This window comes from Robertkochia marina (assembly GCF_004799345.1).
Taxonomy (GTDB): domain Bacteria; phylum Bacteroidota; class Bacteroidia; order Flavobacteriales; family Flavobacteriaceae; genus Robertkochia; species Robertkochia marina.
Map to the genome: position 1 here is coordinate 819973 of NZ_SSMC01000002.1, position 19707 is coordinate 839679.

At 43.2% G+C, this 19707-nt stretch carries 18 protein-coding genes and 1 other RNA gene; 12 read left to right on the plus strand and 7 right to left on the minus strand.

Annotated features, from left to right (window positions below; translation table 11 throughout):
• Nucleotides 1-68: 68 nt before the first annotated feature.
• From fsa to ffs, 3 genes are all read right to left on the minus strand, one after another.
• Complete coding sequence (fsa, locus tag E7Z59_RS10015; RefSeq protein ID WP_136336178.1) at nucleotides 69-722, minus strand: fructose-6-phosphate aldolase; 654 nt, start codon at nucleotides 720-722, stop codon at nucleotides 69-71.
• Nucleotides 723-803: 81 nt separating this feature from the next.
• Complete coding sequence (locus E7Z59_RS10020; RefSeq protein WP_136336179.1) at nucleotides 804-1613, minus strand: SDR family oxidoreductase; 810 nt, start codon at nucleotides 1611-1613, stop codon at nucleotides 804-806.
• A 48-nt stretch (nucleotides 1614-1661) separates the two neighbouring features.
• Nucleotides 1662-1760: signal recognition particle sRNA small type (gene ffs / locus E7Z59_RS10025), an RNA gene on the minus strand.
• 90 nt (nucleotides 1761-1850) lie between these two features.
• Between ffs and E7Z59_RS10030 the strand changes: the two genes are divergently transcribed.
• From E7Z59_RS10030 to E7Z59_RS10040, 3 genes are read left to right on the plus strand one after another with little or no spacing between them, the layout of a single operon-like run.
• Nucleotides 1851-2897, plus strand: a complete 1047-nt coding sequence (locus E7Z59_RS10030) for a glutaminyl-peptide cyclotransferase (RefSeq protein WP_136336180.1) — start codon at nucleotides 1851-1853, stop codon at nucleotides 2895-2897.
• Nucleotides 2897-3286: an acyl-CoA thioesterase gene (locus E7Z59_RS10035; protein ID WP_136336181.1), complete on the plus strand. Its 390-nt coding sequence runs from the start codon at nucleotides 2897-2899 to the stop codon at nucleotides 3284-3286. Before E7Z59_RS10030 ends, E7Z59_RS10035 begins: the two co-directional genes overlap by 1 nt.
• A 48-nt stretch (nucleotides 3287-3334) precedes the next feature.
• A complete protein-coding gene (locus tag E7Z59_RS10040) occupies nucleotides 3335-4873 on the plus strand; it encodes a hypothetical protein (RefSeq protein ID WP_136336182.1) in 1539 nt (512 codons plus the stop codon).
• Here E7Z59_RS10040 and E7Z59_RS10045 read toward each other — a convergent pair.
• Together E7Z59_RS10045 and glyA are read right to left on the minus strand one after the other, a co-directional pair.
• Nucleotides 4870-6105: a glycosyltransferase gene (locus E7Z59_RS10045; protein WP_136336183.1), complete on the minus strand. Its 1236-nt coding sequence runs from the start codon at nucleotides 6103-6105 to the stop codon at nucleotides 4870-4872. The genes E7Z59_RS10040 and E7Z59_RS10045 overlap by 4 nt on opposite strands.
• A 70-nt stretch (nucleotides 6106-6175) precedes the next feature.
• On the minus strand, nucleotides 6176-7450 hold the full coding sequence (glyA, locus tag E7Z59_RS10050) for a serine hydroxymethyltransferase (protein WP_136336184.1): 1275 nt from the start codon (nucleotides 7448-7450) through the stop codon (nucleotides 6176-6178).
• Nucleotides 7451-7561: 111 nt separating this feature from the next.
• Between glyA and fahA the strand changes: the two genes are divergently transcribed.
• The 4 genes from fahA to E7Z59_RS10070 all read left to right on the plus strand — a co-directional run bounded on the left by fahA (nucleotide 7562) and on the right by E7Z59_RS10070 (nucleotide 12281).
• Nucleotides 7562-8854 (plus strand): fumarylacetoacetase, encoded by a 1293-nt coding sequence (fahA, locus tag E7Z59_RS10055; RefSeq protein WP_136336185.1) that lies wholly within the window; start codon nucleotides 7562-7564, stop codon nucleotides 8852-8854.
• A 98-nt stretch (nucleotides 8855-8952) separates the two neighbouring features.
• Nucleotides 8953-10149: a hypothetical protein gene (locus tag E7Z59_RS10060; protein ID WP_136336186.1), complete on the plus strand. Its 1197-nt coding sequence runs from the start codon at nucleotides 8953-8955 to the stop codon at nucleotides 10147-10149.
• Nucleotides 10150-10240: 91 nt separating this feature from the next.
• Complete coding sequence (locus tag E7Z59_RS10065; protein ID WP_136336187.1) at nucleotides 10241-10795, plus strand: RidA family protein; 555 nt, start codon at nucleotides 10241-10243, stop codon at nucleotides 10793-10795.
• Nucleotides 10796-10982: 187 nt separating this feature from the next.
• Nucleotides 10983-12281 (plus strand): adenylate/guanylate cyclase domain-containing protein, encoded by a 1299-nt coding sequence (locus E7Z59_RS10070; RefSeq protein WP_168731283.1) that lies wholly within the window; start codon nucleotides 10983-10985, stop codon nucleotides 12279-12281.
• Nucleotides 12282-12322: 41 nt separating this feature from the next.
• On the opposite strand, the gene E7Z59_RS10075 is transcribed toward E7Z59_RS10070, so the two are convergent.
• Nucleotides 12323-12832 (minus strand): cupin domain-containing protein, encoded by a 510-nt coding sequence (locus tag E7Z59_RS10075; protein ID WP_136336189.1) that lies wholly within the window; start codon nucleotides 12830-12832, stop codon nucleotides 12323-12325.
• 232 nt (nucleotides 12833-13064) lie between these two features.
• Between E7Z59_RS10075 and E7Z59_RS10080 the strand changes: the two genes are divergently transcribed.
• The 4 genes from E7Z59_RS10080 to E7Z59_RS10095 all read left to right on the plus strand — a co-directional run bounded on the left by E7Z59_RS10080 (nucleotide 13065) and on the right by E7Z59_RS10095 (nucleotide 16351).
• Nucleotides 13065-13970, plus strand: a complete 906-nt coding sequence (locus E7Z59_RS10080) for an alpha/beta hydrolase (protein ID WP_242015685.1) — start codon at nucleotides 13065-13067, stop codon at nucleotides 13968-13970.
• A 202-nt stretch (nucleotides 13971-14172) separates the two neighbouring features.
• The gene (locus tag E7Z59_RS10085; protein WP_136336191.1) at nucleotides 14173-14445 is read left to right on the plus strand and encodes a hypothetical protein; all 273 of its coding nucleotides are present in this window, start codon (nucleotides 14173-14175) and stop codon (nucleotides 14443-14445) included.
• 174 nt (nucleotides 14446-14619) lie between these two features.
• Nucleotides 14620-15651, plus strand: a complete 1032-nt coding sequence (locus E7Z59_RS10090) for a hypothetical protein (protein ID WP_136336192.1) — start codon at nucleotides 14620-14622, stop codon at nucleotides 15649-15651.
• 58 nt (nucleotides 15652-15709) lie between these two features.
• The gene (locus tag E7Z59_RS10095) at nucleotides 15710-16351 is read left to right on the plus strand and encodes a class I SAM-dependent methyltransferase (protein WP_136336193.1); all 642 of its coding nucleotides are present in this window, start codon (nucleotides 15710-15712) and stop codon (nucleotides 16349-16351) included.
• On the opposite strand, the gene ytxJ is transcribed toward E7Z59_RS10095, so the two are convergent.
• The gene (gene ytxJ / locus E7Z59_RS10100; protein WP_136336194.1) at nucleotides 16329-16721 is read right to left on the minus strand and encodes a bacillithiol system redox-active protein YtxJ; all 393 of its coding nucleotides are present in this window, start codon (nucleotides 16719-16721) and stop codon (nucleotides 16329-16331) included. The genes E7Z59_RS10095 and ytxJ overlap by 23 nt on opposite strands.
• 162 nt (nucleotides 16722-16883) lie before the next feature.
• Between ytxJ and clpB the strand changes: the two genes are divergently transcribed.
• Complete coding sequence (clpB, locus tag E7Z59_RS10105; protein ID WP_136336195.1) at nucleotides 16884-19499, plus strand: ATP-dependent chaperone ClpB; 2616 nt, start codon at nucleotides 16884-16886, stop codon at nucleotides 19497-19499.
• Nucleotides 19500-19707: the final 208 nt, after the last annotated feature.

The following is a 19707-nucleotide window of genomic DNA, read 5'->3' on the forward strand; positions in this document are numbered from 1 at the left end:
ATTGACATAAAAATAAAAAAGCCTGCGTTGATCACGCAGGCTTTTTTTATACAGTCAGTATATTACTATTAGTTCCCTTTCTTGTGATCTTCAAGAAACTTGGCCAGACCGATATCGGTCAAGGGGTGATTTAACAAGCCGGTGATCGCTGAAAGCGGACCGGTCATTACGTCAGCACCAATCCTGGCACAGTCTAACACGTGCATCGTATGTCTTACAGAAGCAGCAAGAATTTCGGTTTCAAAACCATAATTATCATAAATGGTTCTGATATCCTGTATCAAGGAAAGTCCGTCTGTTGAAATATCATCGAGTCTTCCGATAAAAGGAGAAACATAGGTAGCTCCGGCCTTGGCAGCCAATAGAGCCTGTCCTGCTGAAAAAACAAGAGTACAGTTGGTTCTGATACCCTGATCAGAAAAATATTTGATAGCTTTTACACCATCCTTGATCATAGGCACCTTTACCACGATCTGTTCGTGAAGCTCTGCTAATTCCTCTCCCTCTTTAATAATACCTTCAAAATCGGTAGCAATAACCTCTGCAGAAACATCTCCTTCTACAAGGTTACATATATCTACGTAATGCTTCAGAATGTTATTCCTTCCGGTAATACCCTCTTTTGCCATAAGCGACGGATTAGTGGTTACCCCATCTAACACTCCAAGGGCTTCGGCCTCCTCTATCTGAGCCAGGTTTGCAGTATCTATAAAAAATTTCATATAAGAATTTTAAAACGATTTTATGTATCACTATAACACCTCTGCCGACCCGAAGGTCAAAAATTTAAAGGCTGGGCAAAGTTATAATTTATAATGGTTAAGCAGTAATTTATTAAACACTTTATCTGGCAGTAATTGCTTAAGCTTTACAGAAACCTTTTCCATAAAAGCCCCTGCCTTGTAATGCAGTTTTTTATTCTTACTTTCTATAATGCGCTGCACTTTCTTACCGATCAGAGCCGGATCTGAAGAATCCTGCATTTGCTCGTTGATCACATTCATCACACGGGCGTAGTTCTCTCCGTAATCAGAAGCTTCCAATATGGGAGCATGATACCTGCCACTGGCTATATTGGTGTTAAAATCACCGGGAGCCAGGTTGCATATTTCTATCCCCATTCTATACAACTCCATTTGCATACTTTCTGCCACCAAAGCCAATGCCCCTTTAGTAGCACAGTACACTCCCCGGTAAGGCAAGCCCATATAACCGGCAATAGATGTGATATTAATTATAAGACCTGAACGCTGTTTCCTCATATGAGGCAGAACGGCCTTCATAAGATTGATAGGACCGTAGAAGTTAGTATCAAAAGCCTTTCTGATCTCTGTGTCTGGTGTCTCTTCAACAGGACCTGTTATACCCACTCCGGCATTATTGACCAACACATCAATATGCCCTTCACGTTCTATAACTTCAGAAATACAACTAACGGCATTTTCCGGATCAGTAACGTCGAGTTTCAGTAAGTTGAATTTAAAGTCTGTCTTTTGAATTCTGTCAGGATTTCTGCTGGTACCATATACGATATAACCCTGAGAAGCGAGGTGTTCTCCTATTGCCTTTCCGATTCCAGAAGAACCGCCTGTAATTAGAACAACTTTAGACATTTTATGATCTGGGTAGCTATGATTTTTCAGCCCGGAAGATATAAAAAAAAACGGCAAGCTACCTACATCGCACCGCTGCGACCACATACCCTTGCTGCGTTCCCGCCCTGGGGGATTCTGCAGGAGCTGGTCGTGTAGGACTTGCCGGGTGCAAATATACAAACTCTTTAAGCTTGCGCAATAATTTTACCATGTAATTTTTATTAAATACCTTGCCTTCCAAAAGCGACAACCCCTATGTTTATACATAAAATTTTAACCTTCAGTATTTTATCTGTTCTGGCCATTGGCTGCGGAAATAATGAAAAAAAAACGGAAAAATATTTTTCTTTAAAAGCCGCCGCTAAAGACGCAAAGATCAATTATGGAGAGTCAGTATCTATAACCCTGGAGAACCGGAAGAATATAGAGTTCGACTCTGTTCAATATTTCCTTAACGACTCCAGGATCTACCCCGAGAATAATGCGGTGGTTATGACCCCGGAAAAACTGGGAGAGCAGGACCTTGAAGCAACGATTTTTGCCGGAGAAAAGGTCTTCAATGTTTCCACAAGTCTGCTGGTATTGGCTGCCGATGCCCCGAAGATCTATACCTATGAAATTCTTAACACCTACCCCCACGACATCAATGCGTTTACCCAAGGGCTGGAATTTCATGATGATACTCTTTATGAGGGTACAGGAAGAAAAGGAAAATCGGCATTAAGAAAGATAGATCTTGAATCCGGAAAGGTGCTTTCAGAGGTCGCTTTAAACGCTAACTACTTCGGCGAAGGGATCACCATCATGAATAACAAGGTGTATCAGCTCACCTGGCAATCTCGTACAGGCTTTGTTTATGACCTGAACACCTTTGAAAGAACCGCTACCTTTAAATACGGGAAAAGTAAAGAAGGATGGGGCCTTACCAATGACGGAACGCGAATTTATATGAGTGACGGCACAGACAAGATATGGATCCTTGACCCGGAGACCCTACAGGAAACCGATCATCTGGAGATCGTCACCAATACCTCTGTATTTAATAAAGCAAATGAACTGGAATATGTTAACGGCTCCATTTACGCCAACGTTTGGTTAAAAGACAGCGCTATGATCATTGATGCCAAAACGGGTGCCATTACAGGAGTTATTGATTTCAGAGGGCTTAAAAGCAAGGTAACGCAACACGATGACCTGGATGTGCTTAACGGGATCGCATACCACCCGGGGCGACAAACCTTTTTTGTGACCGGTAAAAACTGGGATAAGATATTTGAGGTTCAAATCAAAGAAAAGCAATAGTGCAAACCTATCAATACCAACTTCTTGTAAAATCTGACGATATTGATGCCCTCGAACACGTAAACAATGTGCGATATGTTCAATGGGTGCAGGATGCGGCAGAGGCACACTGGAACGAAGTAGCCACCCAGGCTCTTAAGGAAGGTTATATATGGATGGTCTTAAGACATGATATACAATATAAGGGGCAGGCTTTTGAAGGAGATGCACTATTGATCAACACTTATGTCACGAAGTCAGAAGGAGTTACCTCTACCCGGGTTGTAGAGATCAGCCGGGAAGATAATAACAAACTCCTGGTTAAAGCAACCACCCAATGGTGTTTACTTAACAAAGACACCAAGCGACCGACACGGTTGACACCGGAATTGATAGAATTATTTGATTAGCAGACGGTACTTTGGTTTTTTAACCTATTTTTAAAAAAACAATTCCCTATGTTCAAATACCGATGGGTATTTATTATCGTTCCATTCCTGATGTTCCTGGAAGGCTGCCGGGAAAACTTCGACTATCGCGATGCTTCAGGCGAATTGCTTTTTTCTAAAGACACTGTTTATCTTGATACCGTATTCAATTCGTTGAGCTCATCCACCTATAGTTTTAAGGTATACAACACCTCGAATGACGATATCCGAATTCCCTCTGTTTATCTGAAAGCCGGCGCCGACAGTGGCTTCCGTCTTAATGTAAACGGAAATTCAGGACAGGCCTTCTCTGATGTAGAGATCAGTGCGAACGACAGTATTTTTGTTTTTGTTGAAAGCACTTTCGATCTGGACACCCTTAGCTCTCCTTCTTTTCTTGCTACCGATGCCGTGGTTTTCGGTAACATTGATACGCAGCAGGAGGTTGCTCTGGTTACCCTGGTAAGAGATGCCATCTTCCTGTTTCCTCAACGCGAGAATGGTATCACCGAGTCGCTCCCTATAGGGGTTGATGAAAATGGAGAACCCGTAAGCATAGAAGGATTTGTGCTTCAGGACGATCAACTCACCTTTACCAACAACAGGCCTTATGTTATTTACGGGTATGCTGCAGTACCCGCCGGAAAAGTACTTGAAATCCAGGAAGGCTCCAGGGTATATTTTCACGAAGCCTCCGGCATCCTGGTACAACAAGGGGCGAGCCTGCATGTTCTGGGCAGTAAAAGCAATGATACTGAGGTAATGGAGAAGGAGGTTATTTTTGAAGGAGACCGCCTGGAACCTGAGTTTAGCGATATACCCGGACAATGGGGTACCATTTGGCTGGCAGCGGGAAGCACAAACAACCGGCTGGAACATTTAACAGTGAAAAATGCCGTCATAGGGCTTTTTGCTGAAGGAGACCCGCAATTGACCCCCCCTAAAACCACCATCGTTAATTCGCGATTTCTCAACAGTGCCAATATTAATATTCTGGCCCGAAACACTTCATTTTACGCCCGGAACACCATTGCCGGCAGTGCGGGCCAGGTTTCGGTTTTTCTCGCTGAAGGCGGCAATTACGAACTCTTACACTGTACTATAGCCAACTTTTGGAATCAAGGTCCTCGCAGCCTGCCGGCCCTTCTGATCAGTAATTATACAGAAACCTCCTTTGGCGAAAGATCTACCTCCCCCCTTACTAAGGCTCAATTCACAAATAATATCATTTCCGGAAATGCAGGGATTGAAATGCTCTTTGACCGGGATGAACAGGAAGCATTCAATATTCTTTTCAGAAACAGCATACTTCAATTTGACACTAATAACAGCGATCTACTGCAAAATCCTCTCTATGATTTTACCGACGGTAACATTTACGAAGAGATACTTCTTAATAGTGATCCTGAGTTCGTGCGCGATGCTCCTGACCCTTTTCAACTCTCGTCCTCATCACCTGCGATCAATATAGGTACTGCTGATTTTATTTCTGAAGCCCGGGAAGATATACTTGGTAACTTGAGAGACCAAACTCCTGATGCGGGAGCCTATGAATTCCAAGGAAACTAATTCTTATTCTTGGCCATGATGTACTTGCTGAGATATCGGGAAGCCATACATCGCTGGTCTAACAGCATCATTCCTGTGAAATTTTGAGCCCGGTGTGATAACAGATCCAATGCCAGGGCATTAATACGTCCCATTAATTTTATCTCGAATCCTTTCCTGTCAAACTTTCGGTCAATAATATCAAAACCTTTATGTACGGCCTGGTTCCATGCTGAAGCAGTTTGATAAAGCGTTGCAACCGCCTCGATGAATTCAAGTTCTGAGCGCGCAATTTCACCTGGCCAGTCAGCCTTTCCTGCAATTCCTTCAGCCCCTGTTGGTGTGGTTACAGATGGCAGCCCATTTTCCATGGCCCTGATCAATTTCCCTTTTAATCCCGCACCAAAGCGAAGAGGTGCAATTAACAACCGTGCTTTACGCATTACCGTATCTACATCTTCTGCCCTGCCGTGAAAGATCATTCCTTGTTTTTTAAGGGCATTGCTTTTCAGGTGATCTGGCATGTAGGCCCCGTAAACATGAAGCGTCACTTCCGGGAGTCGCTCACGGATCCTTGCCCAAAGCCCTGATCTCAATACCTCTACAGCATCCGCATTTGGGGCATGAAGAAAATTGCCAACTATAACCATGTCTTTTCGATCTTCAAAAGAAAGAAGCTTTGATCTCCGGTCTTTTAAACTGTCTTCAATAAAAAGAGGATGATACACCAAGATAGAAGCAGGTACTTCAAAATCATCTTCCAGGAGCTGTTTTTCATGCTCTGAAATGATCAACGACATATCTGACCTGTAAATAGCTGCAATCTCACGTTTGGTTAGCGACTGGTCTTTTAAAGTATTCAGATCGAAATCTTTATGTTGCTTCGCAAGGGTTTTTCGATAGGCTCTGAGAAAGTGAAGGTCTTCTGTATTCAAGATACGAATGGCCAGAGGACAATTTTCTGCCACCCTCCATGAGAATTGTTCCTCCATCATATAACGATCAAACATAACCACCTCAGGATCAATCCCGGCAATTAAGACATCAAAATCATCATCATTAACCCGTATATCATGACAATGCACCCCCATCCGCTTTAGGTCAAAGCCGTGTTCTCCCTGTTGGGCGGGGGAGCCAAAGTGAACCTCAAAATCCTGCTCTCTGAAAAATCGAATGAGCTGCAGCATTCGAATACCCGCAGCAGAAGCGGTGGGTTCAGGCCATACATAACCGATAATAAAGATCTTCCTCATAATTGTGTAAAAATAAAAAAGCCCCGGAACAACGATCCGGGGCTTCTCACTATGTTAAGGCATCAGTCTTTTAGTAATTAAACAAAGGTCGGTGCCCCATCAGAGCGCTCACCTCGTCTTTAATTGCCGACAGTTTGCCATCATTATCATGATTCATCAACGCCTCATTGATAAGCCCTGCAACAGTTTGCATATCCGCTTCCTTCAATCCACGGGTTGTAATGGCCGCTGTTCCGATCCTGATTCCGCTGGTTACAAACGGACTCTTATCGTCAAAAGGAACCATATTCTTATTTACAGTGATCTCTGCTTTTCCGAGCGTTTCTTCAGCCACCTTCCCACTAAGATCTTTATTTCTCAGATCGATAAGCATCATATGATTGTCAGTACCTCCTGAAATAATATGATAGTCCATATCTACAAATGCCTTCGCCATGGCTGCGGCATTCTTTTTAACCTGAACAATGTAATGAAGAAAATCGTCAGTAAGGGCCTCTCCGAACGCAATTGCTTTGGCTGCAATAATATGCTCCAGAGGTCCTCCCTGATTACCCGGGAACACGGCACTATCAAAGAGTGATGACATTTTTCTCAAGTCCCCGTTCTTAAGGGTAAGTCCGAATGGATTCTCAAAATCTTCGCCCATCATGATCAATCCTCCTCTCGGACCTCTTAATGTTTTATGAGTAGTAGTGGTTACCACATGGCAATGTGGTATTGGATCATTAAGAACACCTTTGGCAATAAGTCCTGAAGGGTGAGAGATATCGGCCAACAATAATGCCCCTGCCTGATCGGCAATCTCACGAAACCGTGCAAAATCGATATCGCGGCTATAGGCTGAAGCCCCGGCAATGATCATCTGGGGTTTTTCACGTTCAGCGATCTCAGCAATCTTGTCATAATTCAATAATCCTGTTTCTTTCTCAACACCATAAAATACGGGGTTGTAAAGTTTTCCGGAGAAGTTTACCGGAGATCCATGTGTGAGGTGCCCCCCGTGAGACAGGTCAAAACCAAGTATCTTATCTCCGGGTTTCAGGCATGCAGCAAAAACGGCAGTATTTGCCTGAGAACCACTGTGAGGCTGAACGTTTGCCCAGGTAGCTCCAAATAATTCTTTAGCCCTTTCAATGGCAATGGTTTCCACCTGGTCAACTACCTCGCATCCGCCATAGTAACGTTTTCCGGGATAACCCTCTGCGTATTTATTAGTAAGAACAGAACCGGCAGCTTCCATAACCTGATCACTTACGAAGTTCTCAGAAGCTATCAATTCCAGGCCATTTAACTGTCTATGTTTTTCTGCCTGGATCAGTTCAAATATTTGTTCGTCTCTTTGCATGGTACACTTTTTCGTTAAAGAATGGTCAAAAATAGTAATTACATTCGGTTAATAAGGAGAATTTAATACCTTTAAAATCTATTTTTTGAACATAAAATCAACAACGATACTATGCCAATTTTAGCGAATGATCCTTCCAGAAGATCCTGGATCGATGTAAGCAAAGACTCAGATTTTCCAATTCAGAACATCCCTTTTGGAGTTTTCCTGACACGTGATGATGTCATAACCATCGGTACACGTATAGGCAATAAGGCCATCGATCTCGGAGCGTTACATCAACTCGGATACTTTAAAGACATCCCTCTTACCGATGACATCTTCCTGCAGGATACGCTCAACGATTTTATATCGGATGGTAAAAAAACCTGGCGACTGGTCAGAAACCGCATAGCAGAAATATTCGACAAGGATAATCCGGATTTAAGAGACAACCAGGAACATCGCAAGATCGTTCTTTTTGATCTCAATGAAATTGAAATGCAGCTCCCTGTTCAGATAGGCGACTACACCGATTTCTACAGCAGTAAAGAACACGCCACCAATGTTGGTACCATGTTCCGTGATCCCAACAATGCACTATTGCCCAACTGGCTGCATATTCCTGTAGGATATCACGGAAGGAGTTCGTCAATCATTCCAAGTGGAATTCCTGTTCACAGACCTATGGGGCAAACCCTTCCGGCCGGAAAAGAAACTCCTGAATTCGGCCCTTCAAAACTTGTCGATTTCGAACTTGAAATGGCGTTCATAACCACTGATGCAAATCATTTGGGGGAACCCATTCCGATCGAAGAAGCCGAAGATTATATTTTCGGAATGGTACTCCTTAACGACTGGAGTGCGCGCGACATACAAAAGTGGGAATATGTGCCCCTCGGGCCCTTCCTGGCTAAAAACTTTGCCTCTTCCATTTCTCCATGGATCGTTACCCTTGATGCCCTGGAGCCATACCGAACTGCAGGACCAAAGCAAGAGCCCGATCCCCTGCCATACCTTCAATATGAAGGCAATAAAAGTTTCGACATCAATCTGGAGGTCGACCTGACCCCTGATGGTGGTAAACCACAAACCATCACCAAAAGTAATTTCAAATACATGTACTGGACCATGGCACAACAACTTGCTCACCATACGGTGAACGGTTGTAATGTAAACAGTGGTGACATGATGGGAAGCGGAACCATCTCAGGGCCTACCCCTGAAACCTATGGCTCCATGCTTGAACTTACCTGGAAAGGAGAAAAGCCTATCGCATTGAATGACGGTACCGAACGTAAGTTCATACAAGATGGTGATACCGTTACCCTAAGAGGCTATTGTGATAACGGGGTTACCCGTATCGGTTTCGGTAAAGTAAGCACCAAACTTCTCCCGACCTTTAACAAGGAGAAAAAGAAGTAATTACGTTTAAGAAATTACATATGAATTCACACCCCCTATTTAATACATAGGGGGTTTTTTATTACTTTAGCCCCATGAACATTTACCCACTGAAAGCTATGAAGAAAGCATTACTCCTTTTTTCCATACTACTTATTGCCGGATGCAGCAGTGTGAAAAAAACACAGGTGGCTCTGAACTCCGGGAATTACGATGGGGCTATTACCATAGCTCTTGACAAATTGCGTGATAATAAAACCAAAAGAGGCAATCAACCTTATGTTGTAATGCTTGAGCAAGCCTTTAAAAAGGCTACAGACCGCGACCTTCAGCAGATAAAATATCTGCGTGCCGGTGGTAATCCCGCAGACCTGGAAGAGATCTATGAGACGTACAGCAGGATAAATAACCGGCAAGACCGAATTCGACCCCTCCTGCCATTAAGACTGCAAGAGGAAGATCGTATGGCCAATTTTAATTTTAAAGATTACACCAATGTGTTGATCGATGCGAAAAATGAGCTCTCTTCATATCTCTATGATAATGCCAAAGGACTGCTTGAAAACGCACGCAGCAAAATGGATTTCAGAAAGGCATACGACGACCTGAGTTATTTAACAAATATCAACGCAGGATACAGAGATGCCGAGGTTCTGATGGACAAGGCGCATCAGTTGGGCACAGACTATGTAAAGGTATTTATGCACAATGAAAGTGATAAAGTAATACCTGCACGGCTTGAGGAAGAGCTGCTTAACTTTAACACCTATGGACTAAACGATCTTTGGACCATATACCACAACCAGCCATTAGAAGAGATCAACTATGATTATGAGATGGAACTGGCCATCAGGGATATCAATTTTACCCCCGATCAGGTGAGTGAGAAGGTAGTAATTCGAGAAAAGCAGGTTCAGGACGGATACGACTATGTTCTTGACGGGAACGGAAATGTCAAAAAGGACAGTCTGGGTAACGATATTAAAGTTGAAAAATTCATTACGGTGAGAACCAGATTTCAACAGTTCACACAGTTTAAAGCCGTTAATGTAACGGGGGAGGTAGCTTTCAAAGATCTTGGTAATCAGCAGATCATCAATTCATATCCGCTGGCCTCAGAATTCGTTTTCAGACATTTTTACGCCCAACATGACGGCGACAGAAGAGCCCTGGGAGCCACAGACCTGGAATTGTTACAAGCCAAGGTAGTTCCATTCCCAACCAATGAAGAAATGGTATACAATGCAGGAGAAGACATCAAGAACAGATTAAAGAATATCATTAAGGGACAACAATTCCACGACCGAACAAATTAGGCTGTCAACCCACTGCAGTCAACGTTTTAGAAAGGGTTCTCTGTAAATGTTTTCGTACATTTAGAGAAAACCCTTTAATTTTCTTAGAACTATGAAAATATTCGTTGCGCTCTTCAGTCTCTTTTTGATCACTTCCTGTGTGCAGATAAAACAAACCAAACCGCAAAGTACTCCTCTATACTCCTACGATGTAGAGCAGCGTATTGATTCCATGGGGATTACCCTTACCACTCCCCCGGCTCCTGTTGCAAATTATGTTAACGCTACACGGGCAGGAAACCTGGTGTTTTTAGCAGGTAAAGGCCCGAGAAAGGCCGACGGCACCTATATAACAGGAAAAGTACCCTCAGAAGTATCTACCGAAGAGGCTTATATGGCGGCGCGTTTATCGGGCATACAACTTTTGAATGCCCTGAAGGCAGAGATAGGAGACCTGAACAAGGTCGAGCAGATCGTGGAGGTGTTGGGCATGGTAAACGCCGATCCAAATTATACAGATCACCCTCAGGTTGTTAATGGATGCTCAGACCTGCTTGTTGAGATCTTTGGCGACAGAGGTAAGCATGCCAGGGCAGCCGTTGGCATGGGATCGCTCCCATCCAATATTTCTACCGAGATAAGAATGACGGTTTTAGTTAGTGAATAACTTGATTCTTATAGATTTCTTTTGCTAAACAAACTTATTACTTAAAGAAATACTAAGGGCTTATAACCTATCATTTAATCAGGTCTGCTTAAACAACTTGTTTAATTAATGCTTACATTTAATCATCAGTTTCGAATTGACTGGTTTTTAAGCAGTTAGAATGTCTTTCAAAATAACGTACGCAGGCTTGGACAAACAGGTTGAAGTTCAGGATGATCTTGATTCTATTCTTGATATCTCAACCCGGAATCAAATACCGCATTTACATGAATGCGGGGGGCATGGTCGATGCACTACTTGCAGGATACGGGTGTTGGATGGTATACAGAATTTATCGGCAAAGACACCTACCGAAAGAGAGGCTTCCTTCATAAGAAAATGGGATCCTTCCATCAGACTGGCCTGCCAGACCTATCCAAAAGGACCTGTGGTTTTACAGCGGCTTATATGGTCTATGGCAGAGGTAACAGCCCTGCAGAAAGAACTCGCTCCTGAAGGAAGAGCAGAAGAACGTCCTATTGCAGTACTTTTTTGTGACCTTCGCAACTTCACTCCTATGTCGTCTCAAAACATGAATTTTGACCTGGCCTATATGCTCAACAGGTTCTATACGGCTATGGGAGAACCTATACTCATGAATAACGGCATCATCTATCAATATGTGGGAGATGAGATCATCGGAGTATTCGGGACTACAGGAGGTACCCGTGAAAAGAACTGCACAGATGCCATACGCGCTGCCCTGGGTATGCAATACGCCCTTGAACACCTTAATAAGGTAGAACTGAAAGATCTCGACCTGGAGTTAAAATCTGGTATCGGTATTAATTTTGGCAAGGCCTATGTAGGCCATTTAGGACACCCCACCCACCGTCAGTTTTCGGTGATCGGAGACCCGGTTAATGTGGCCAGCCGTATTCAGGGAATGACCAAGACAACAAAAACAAAGATCCTGGTATCTCTTAATGTCATGAACAGTATCCGGGAAAACATCCTGGACACCGGACAGGAGTTTGAGCTGGAACTTGCGGGAAAAGAAGGTCTGGCCCAACTCACCGAGATCAAGGGCTTTAAAGAAATGGATTCTCAGTTGGAGCTTCAGTCTTCATTACATCTTATGCTCAATGACCAGGACGCTTTTGCTCATATATTTTATGAAAAAGTGTTCGAAAAAAGCCCGGAAACCCGTTTACTTTTCAAAAGAAATATGCAGGATCAGGGGCGATTACTTACCCATATGCTATCAGGTATTGTTTATACGCTCGCCCGACCTGATCATTTGATATCAGGTATTAAAGCACTGGGTAAGAATCATGTTCAATACGGTGTTACCGCAGCACATTACCCTATCGTAAGAGAAGCACTTTTAGAGACCATAGATACCGTTCTGGGAACTAACAAAACCCCCAACACCATGAATGCCTGGCAAACAAGCCTTGACTTTATCCTTGAAGAAATGCAACAGTGGAATAAGGTGAAAACCTGATTTACCCATTACAAAACAGCTGCCAGCTCAGATCGGGTTTATCATTTCTGTTCGAACCTATCTTTTGAGACCTCCTCTACGGCATTTTTAAGATCACCCTCGGCCAATGCCCGCACATCAATATTCACAGGAGGTTGCGGAGCATCATTTTCAGTACCGGGCGCCGGATTCCGGCCTTCATAGCAAATATCAACATGCCTTGAAGGGAATACTGCCGTTATTTGTGCGATCTCAGTGCCGATGTTTTTGAAACCGTGCAGCGCTAAACCCGGAATAAATATCACACTACCCTCCCTTGCCGTGTGCTCATTCTCTCCTATCCTGGCTTGTATCACTCCCTTATCCACCATCATTACTTCCTCCATCGTATGCCTGTGCAAGGGAATTTGATCTCCCGGTGCTATTCTTTCCCGAAAAACTACCATCTGCTCTACCCTCTTCCCATTTTCGCCGGGATCAACATTAAAAGAGATATAGGAGTCAGGGCGGTAATCATCAGGATCTCCCAGGGATCCCAATGACACAAAATTAAAGTTATTTATAACTGACATCGGCTTGATAATTAAAGGTTTACTATTTAAAGTTACTACCTTTATTCACAATAGCTACTTCAAAGAACCTCCTTGCGACTGCTTTTACTGCAAATCACCTCATAACGACCTCGTGAATGCCCCTTCAAATTTTTAAATTCGTGTAAACATTAGTAAAGTGATGCCAAACAACAACTACTTCCAACTTAAAAAACGTACAGCTTTATTTTTCACACTATTGCTAATCACTGCAATGTATATAACACCCGGGTTCGGTCAAACCCGATCTGAAACCTCATTTTTCGAGGTTTCTTACGGTACCCTTCATCATTACAAAGATTTTCCATCTCAGCATGTTCCTGAAAGAAATATAGATGTCTGGCTCCCCCCGGATTACGATCAGAATAAAGCCTACCCGGTCTTGTACATGCATGATGGGCAAATGCTTTTTGATGCCAAAAAATCCTGGAATGGACAGGAATGGGGTGTAGACGAGGTTATGGCACAACTAATCTCTAAAAATGAGATTGCCCCACTTATTGTAGTAGGGGTTTGGAACGGTGGTATCTACCGTCATTCTGAATATTTTCCTCAAAAACCCTTTGAATCATTACCACCGCATGTTCAGGATTCATTGGTAAACCGGGTAAGGCGTAATGCAGAAACTGATCTGTTTAGCCGGCAAGTGTATTCAGACAACTACCTGAAATTTTTGGTTGAAGAACTCAAACCTTTTATAGACACTACCTATAACACCTTGAAAGATGCCCCTTCAACCTATATCGCAGGTTCAAGTATGGGAGGCCTGATCTCTATGTACGCCATTTGTGAATACCCAGAGGTATTTGGAGGTGCAGCCTGTTTGTCAACGCATTGGCCCGGGGTTTTTACTTTAGAGAATAACCCTATACCCGATGCATTCCTCCAATATCTTTCTGAAAATATCCCCCCTGCCCTGGATCATCGGTTTTATTTTGATCATGGCACTCAAACCCTGGACTCCCTGTACGGAGGTATACAGACAAAGGCAGACACCATCTTTATAGCCAAGGGCTATACGAGCCGCAATTACAAAAGCCTGAAATTTGAAGGAGCAAACCATAGTGAGGCGGCCTGGAACGCAAGGTTTCAAATCCCTGTAAAATTTCTCCTGGAATAGGCTTTATTACTCATAGTGTTAATCGTTATCGATGCTTTTTATATTTTCATCAGACTGTTTCAGTGCAATGAAAAACCAAAAAAGTGGATAATATGTTAATAAAAAACTTACAGAATCTATAGGTAATTTATAGATATTCATACATTTATAGATATGAACCTATCAACATTCGCTGCCCCCGGTTTGTTCTCAATCTTAGACTATGCACTACACTGGTAACCAAAAAAAAGAGATCCTTTTAACGAAACCCGATCAAATCGGAGATCACCGATCTGATGATTTTACATCATCTGAATCCAGGGAAGTCGGAGCAAAGAAAACCTGTACAAATTTCTTTTTGACCGATCAGGAGCTTAAAAACATCAAAGAACGAATTCGCAGGAAACATCATTCTGCCACCCGAAAACTCCTCCTCGTATATGGTCTGATCCTGGTTGCTTTCATTGTCATTGTAAGGGCCCTTGGGTGGATTTAAGAGCAGTACAGTAAACCGTTAATCATTATCACATTACTCTATTACAACTGCAATAATGCAGAAGAGAATAGTTATGCAGTAGTTTAGAACGCGGAGCTTCAGTGCTCTAAATATGCTACCCGGAAATGTAACATTACACCTTTTTCAGTGACCAATGGTGTAAACCAAAACGTTATGACCAAAGCCATTTCTCTTTTCAAGGAAAAACGCCTGCTGTTTTTATTCATACCTCTTATCATACTCCTGAGTAGTTGGCATTTAGCCAATAACCCTGAAATAATTTCCAGGCCCGGCTTGGCCCTTGGCATTACGATAGACCTGGTGGTACTTCTCCCCATCTGCTGGTTGTTGATCATTGCAAGAACCCGAATACCGAATTTTTCTGTACTACCCGTTACGATCTTCTCGATTGTACTTTCTTCCTTTATCATACCTGAATCCTACCAAGAAACTCTTGACCTTATAAGGTATTACGTACTACCCCTGTTCGAATTGGGTTTAGCCGGATATGTTATCTATAAGACCATCAAAACGATCTCTAGCATCAGAAAGCAGACCGGAGAGCATCGCGATGCCTACGAGGTGATCAGAAATACCTGTTCGGGCTTTACGAGTTCAGAACGCTTTGCTGCCATTTTTGCTACCGAACTGGCCATGTTCTGGTACGCCTTAGGAAACTGGAAAGCCGGTATTGTCTCAAATACACGTTTTTCAGGATATAAGGAAAGTGGCATTGTTTCTATCATGGCCGGTATCTTGCTTATTTTGATCGTAGAAACCGTATGGCTGCACAAGTTCTTGTTGGGCATTCATACCACCTTGGCCTGGATCGTATTCGGATTAAGTGTTTATTCAGGAATTCAGCTTTTCGCACATCTGAAAGCCTTACGAAGCAGATTACATGAATTTGAACAGGATGCGCTGACCCTTCGATATGGAATTTTTTCGGAGGTTCGCATAGAGTATGATAAAATATCCCGCATTGAGTTTACCACAGGTACCCCCGGAGATACATCTGCCAGGAAACTGGCCCTTTTAGGTGAACTGGAGCCGCACAATATCGCTTTACACCTCAAGGAGCCGGTTACCATCAACCGGTTCTATGGATTAACTTCAGAGGCTAGTGCCATTTTCTTTCATTGCGATGAAAAAGCAAGATTTAAGGATCTTCTTCTTTCAAAATCACCCCAAATACTCAATGTATGATGCGGAAATGATTCAGGTCTTTTGTATTTTAATGATTCTAACCTGAGCATTGAATACCATGGAAAAGGAAACCCTAATAGAACATTGGGAAGCGGTTTATAAGAAGCAGGAGGATCACCAAAAAGCAAGCTGGTACCAGGAAGAGCCCGGAGTTGTTTTTGAATGGTTAAAAGCATTGCCTGAACGTTCGGGATTGTCTGTTATCGATATTGGAGCAGGCGACAGCTATTTTGTTGACCAGGCCCTGAAAGAAGGGTTTTACGACATAACGGCGCTTGACCTGTCGGCTCATGCGCTGGAAAAAGCGAAGAAGCGATTAGGAAAAAGGGCTTCTGAGGTTAGATGGATATGCTCAGATGTTACACAATTTAGCCCTTCCCGAACCTATCAGGTATGGCATGACAGGGCCACGTTTCATTTCTTACACTCAGAAGAAGCCCTTAAAGCCTATAAAAAAGTCTTGCAAACGGCATTAAAGCCCCGTGGGTATCTGGTGTTAGCCACCTTCTCTGAAGATGGACCTGACCGTTGCAGTGGGTTACCGGTTCGCCAATACGATGTAAAAACATTACAAAGTTATCTTGGTGCTAATTTTGAACTGATCGAGCATACTTTTTACGATCATCAAACACCCGGTGGGAAGATTCAAAATTTTATTTACACCCTTTTCAGAAGAGTTACAGCCCCAGAAACTCTTTAATGGTCGTAAGATCTATATCGCCATGAGAAGCATGGTACACAGCCTTTCCGTTCCTGATCAACATAACCTGGGGACTTTCATGTCTTACCCCAAAAGCTTCTGCCAGTTGTTCTGAAAGGTTCCTGTATTTTATAAGGTCGAGGAAATAACACCTGAGGGCGTCCTGCTCCAGGTCGTAATTGCGCTCGAGCCTGGAGAGCATCATACTGCTTATCCCGCAACGTGTACTATGCTTATAAACCATTACGGGCTGCTCGAACGAAACTTCTTTCAGCTCCTCCAGCATTAATTGATCAGTTAAGTGTTGCCACGAAAGTGACGAATTTTCAGGTTTATTAGTACCTCCTAATATTGAACCGAATAGCTTCATTTTATAAGGGTTTTCAGGTCATTAACTGCACTTGAACAAAACTCATCAGCGCCAAAATGTCTGCTTAAAAGCTTCATTAACAGCCATTTTGACCTGTATCATGAATTGGAATATTTATTGACCGTATACTTGCGATCAAGAACTATAATAGAAATAAAAAACATGAATTTAAATAATTTCACCATAAAATCGCAAGAGGCCATCCAACAGGCGCAACAGATCGCCCAGGGTTATGGTCATCAGCAAATTGAAAATGAACACATTTTCAAGGCCATTACTGAGGTCGATGAAAATGTACTTCCCTTCCTGCTTAAAAAGCTTAACGTTAAACTCAGCCTGATACAACAAATGGTTGACAGCACCTTACAGAGCTTTCCAAAAGTGGAAGGAGGAGAATTAATGTTGTCCCGATCTGCAGGAACCACACTCAATGAGGCCTCTAATTTGGCCAAAAAAATGAAGGATGACTTTGTAAGTGTAGAACATCTTATCTGGGCCATCTTTAAATCAAACAGTAAGATCGCTCAGATGTTAAAAGATCAGGGCATTACTGAAAAGGCATTGCAGGCTGCTATCGAAGAGCTCAGGAAAGGAGACCGGGTAACCTCTGCCAGTGCTGAAGACACCTATAATTCTCTAAATAAATACGCTAAAAACCTTAACCAGCTTGCCAACGACGGAAAGCTGGATCCCGTGATCGGACGTGATGAAGAGATTAGACGGGTTTTACAAATTCTATCCAGAAGAACCAAAAACAACCCCATGCTTGTTGGAGAGCCCGGTGTGGGTAAAACAGCCATTGCAGAAGGGCTCGCTCATCGAATCATTCAGGGCGATGTGCCGGAAAATTTAAAAGACAAGCAGATCTTTTCTCTTGACATGGGTGCCCTGATCGCAGGTGCTAAATACAAGGGGGAGTTTGAAGAGCGACTTAAGGCAGTCATTAAAGAGGTTACTACCTCCGACGGCAATATTGTGCTGTTTATTGATGAAATTCATACGCTGGTTGGTGCCGGAGGCGGACAGGGCGCTATGGATGCCGCTAACATTCTTAAACCGGCCCTTGCAAGAGGAGAACTAAGAGCTATTGGGGCTACCACCCTTGATGAATACCAGAAATACTTTGAGAAAGATAAAGCTCTGGAGCGACGATTTCAAAAAGTAATGGTTGACGAACCCGATACCGAAAGTGCCATTTCCATTTTACGGGGTATCAAAGAGAAATATGAAACCCACCACAAGGTGCGTATAAAAGATGAAGCCATCATCGCAGCGGTAGAACTTTCACAGCGGTACATTACCAATCGCTTCCTTCCCGACAAGGCCATTGATCTTATGGATGAAGCAGCTTCCAAGTTGAGAATGGAGATCAACTCCAAACCTGAAGAACTGGATGTACTGGATCGTAAGATCATGCAGTTGGAGATCGAAATAGAAGCCATTAAGCGCGAGGATGACGAGGTTAAATTAAAAGCCCTGAATGCCGACCTGGCCAATCTGAAAGATGAACGCCACGAAGTCTATGCAAAATGGTCAAGTGAAAAGGAAGTGGTAGACAAGGTTCAAACCACCAAAGAAGAGATCGAACATTTAAAACAGGAAGCCGAAAGAGCAGAACGGGATGGAGACTACGGTAAGGTAGCTGAGTTGAGGTACGGTAAGATCAAGGAAGCCCAGGAGAAACTGGATGAGCTGCAAAAGGAATTGCTGGAGCAGCAGCAAAGCGGCAACAGCCTGATCAAAGAAGAGGTTACCAATGAGGATATTGCCGAGGTAGTGGCCAAGTGGACCGGAATACCCGTAACCAAGATGCTGCAAAGCGAACGTGAAAAGCTCTTACTTCTTGAAGATGAGCTCCACAAAAGAGTGGTTGGGCAAGAGGAGGCTATACAAAGTGTTTCTGATGCGATCAGGAGAAGTCGTGCGGGATTACAGGATTCCAAAAAGCCCATTGGGTCTTTCCTTTTCCTGGGTACCACCGGGGTAGGAAAAACCGAATTAGCAAAGGCTCTGGCCGAATATTTATTCGATGATGATAATGCCATGACCCGCATCGATATGAGTGAATACCAGGAACGCCATGCAGTGAGCAGATTGGTCGGAGCACCTCCCGGATATGTTGGTTATGATGAAGGTGGACAGCTCACCGAAGCAGTAAGGAGAAAACCCTATTCGGTGGTATTACTCGATGAGATCGAAAAAGCGCACCCCGATACCTTCAATATTCTTTTACAGGTACTCGATGAAGGGCGACTTACTGATAATAAGGGCCGTTTGGCAGACTTCAGAAATACCATCATTATTATGACCAGTAATATGGGAAGCCATATTATTCAGGAAAAATTTGATAATACCAATGATATTTTCAGCGCGATGGAGGCCGCCAAAATAGAGGTCCTTGGGTTACTGAAGCAAAGTGTTCGTCCGGAGTTTCTTAACAGAATTGATGATATCATTATGTTCACTCCGCTTACAGAACAAAATATCAAAGACATTGTAGGTCTGCAACTTAAGCAGCTTACCAGGATGGTAAGCAAGCAGGGAATTACCCTCGATGCCACTCCCGAGGCGCTGGCGCACCTGGCAAAACGAGGCTATGACCCTCAATACGGGGCCAGACCTGTTAAGCGGGTCATTCAAAAAGAAGTCTTGAATCAATTATCTAAAGACATTCTTTCAGGAAAAGTTAGCACAGAAAGTATTATTCTGCTGGATGCCTTTAACGACGAGATCGTTTTTAGAAATCAGGACGACCTTGTAAATAAATCTGACTTATAGTGTAAGTGTTTGTGATACTATGCGACTATTTCTGTAATGATAGTTTGCTTAAAATGAAGGTAGATAATTCGTGACTGGATTATTTAGTTTTAAGTTGGTTGGTTAGTTAGGCCCTTCCGGATCACCGGAGGGGCCTTTTTTATAAAACTCCTCAAAGATCACGATTATACCGTTCAGTATTATTATCTTTCGGTAAGCAAACACCTGG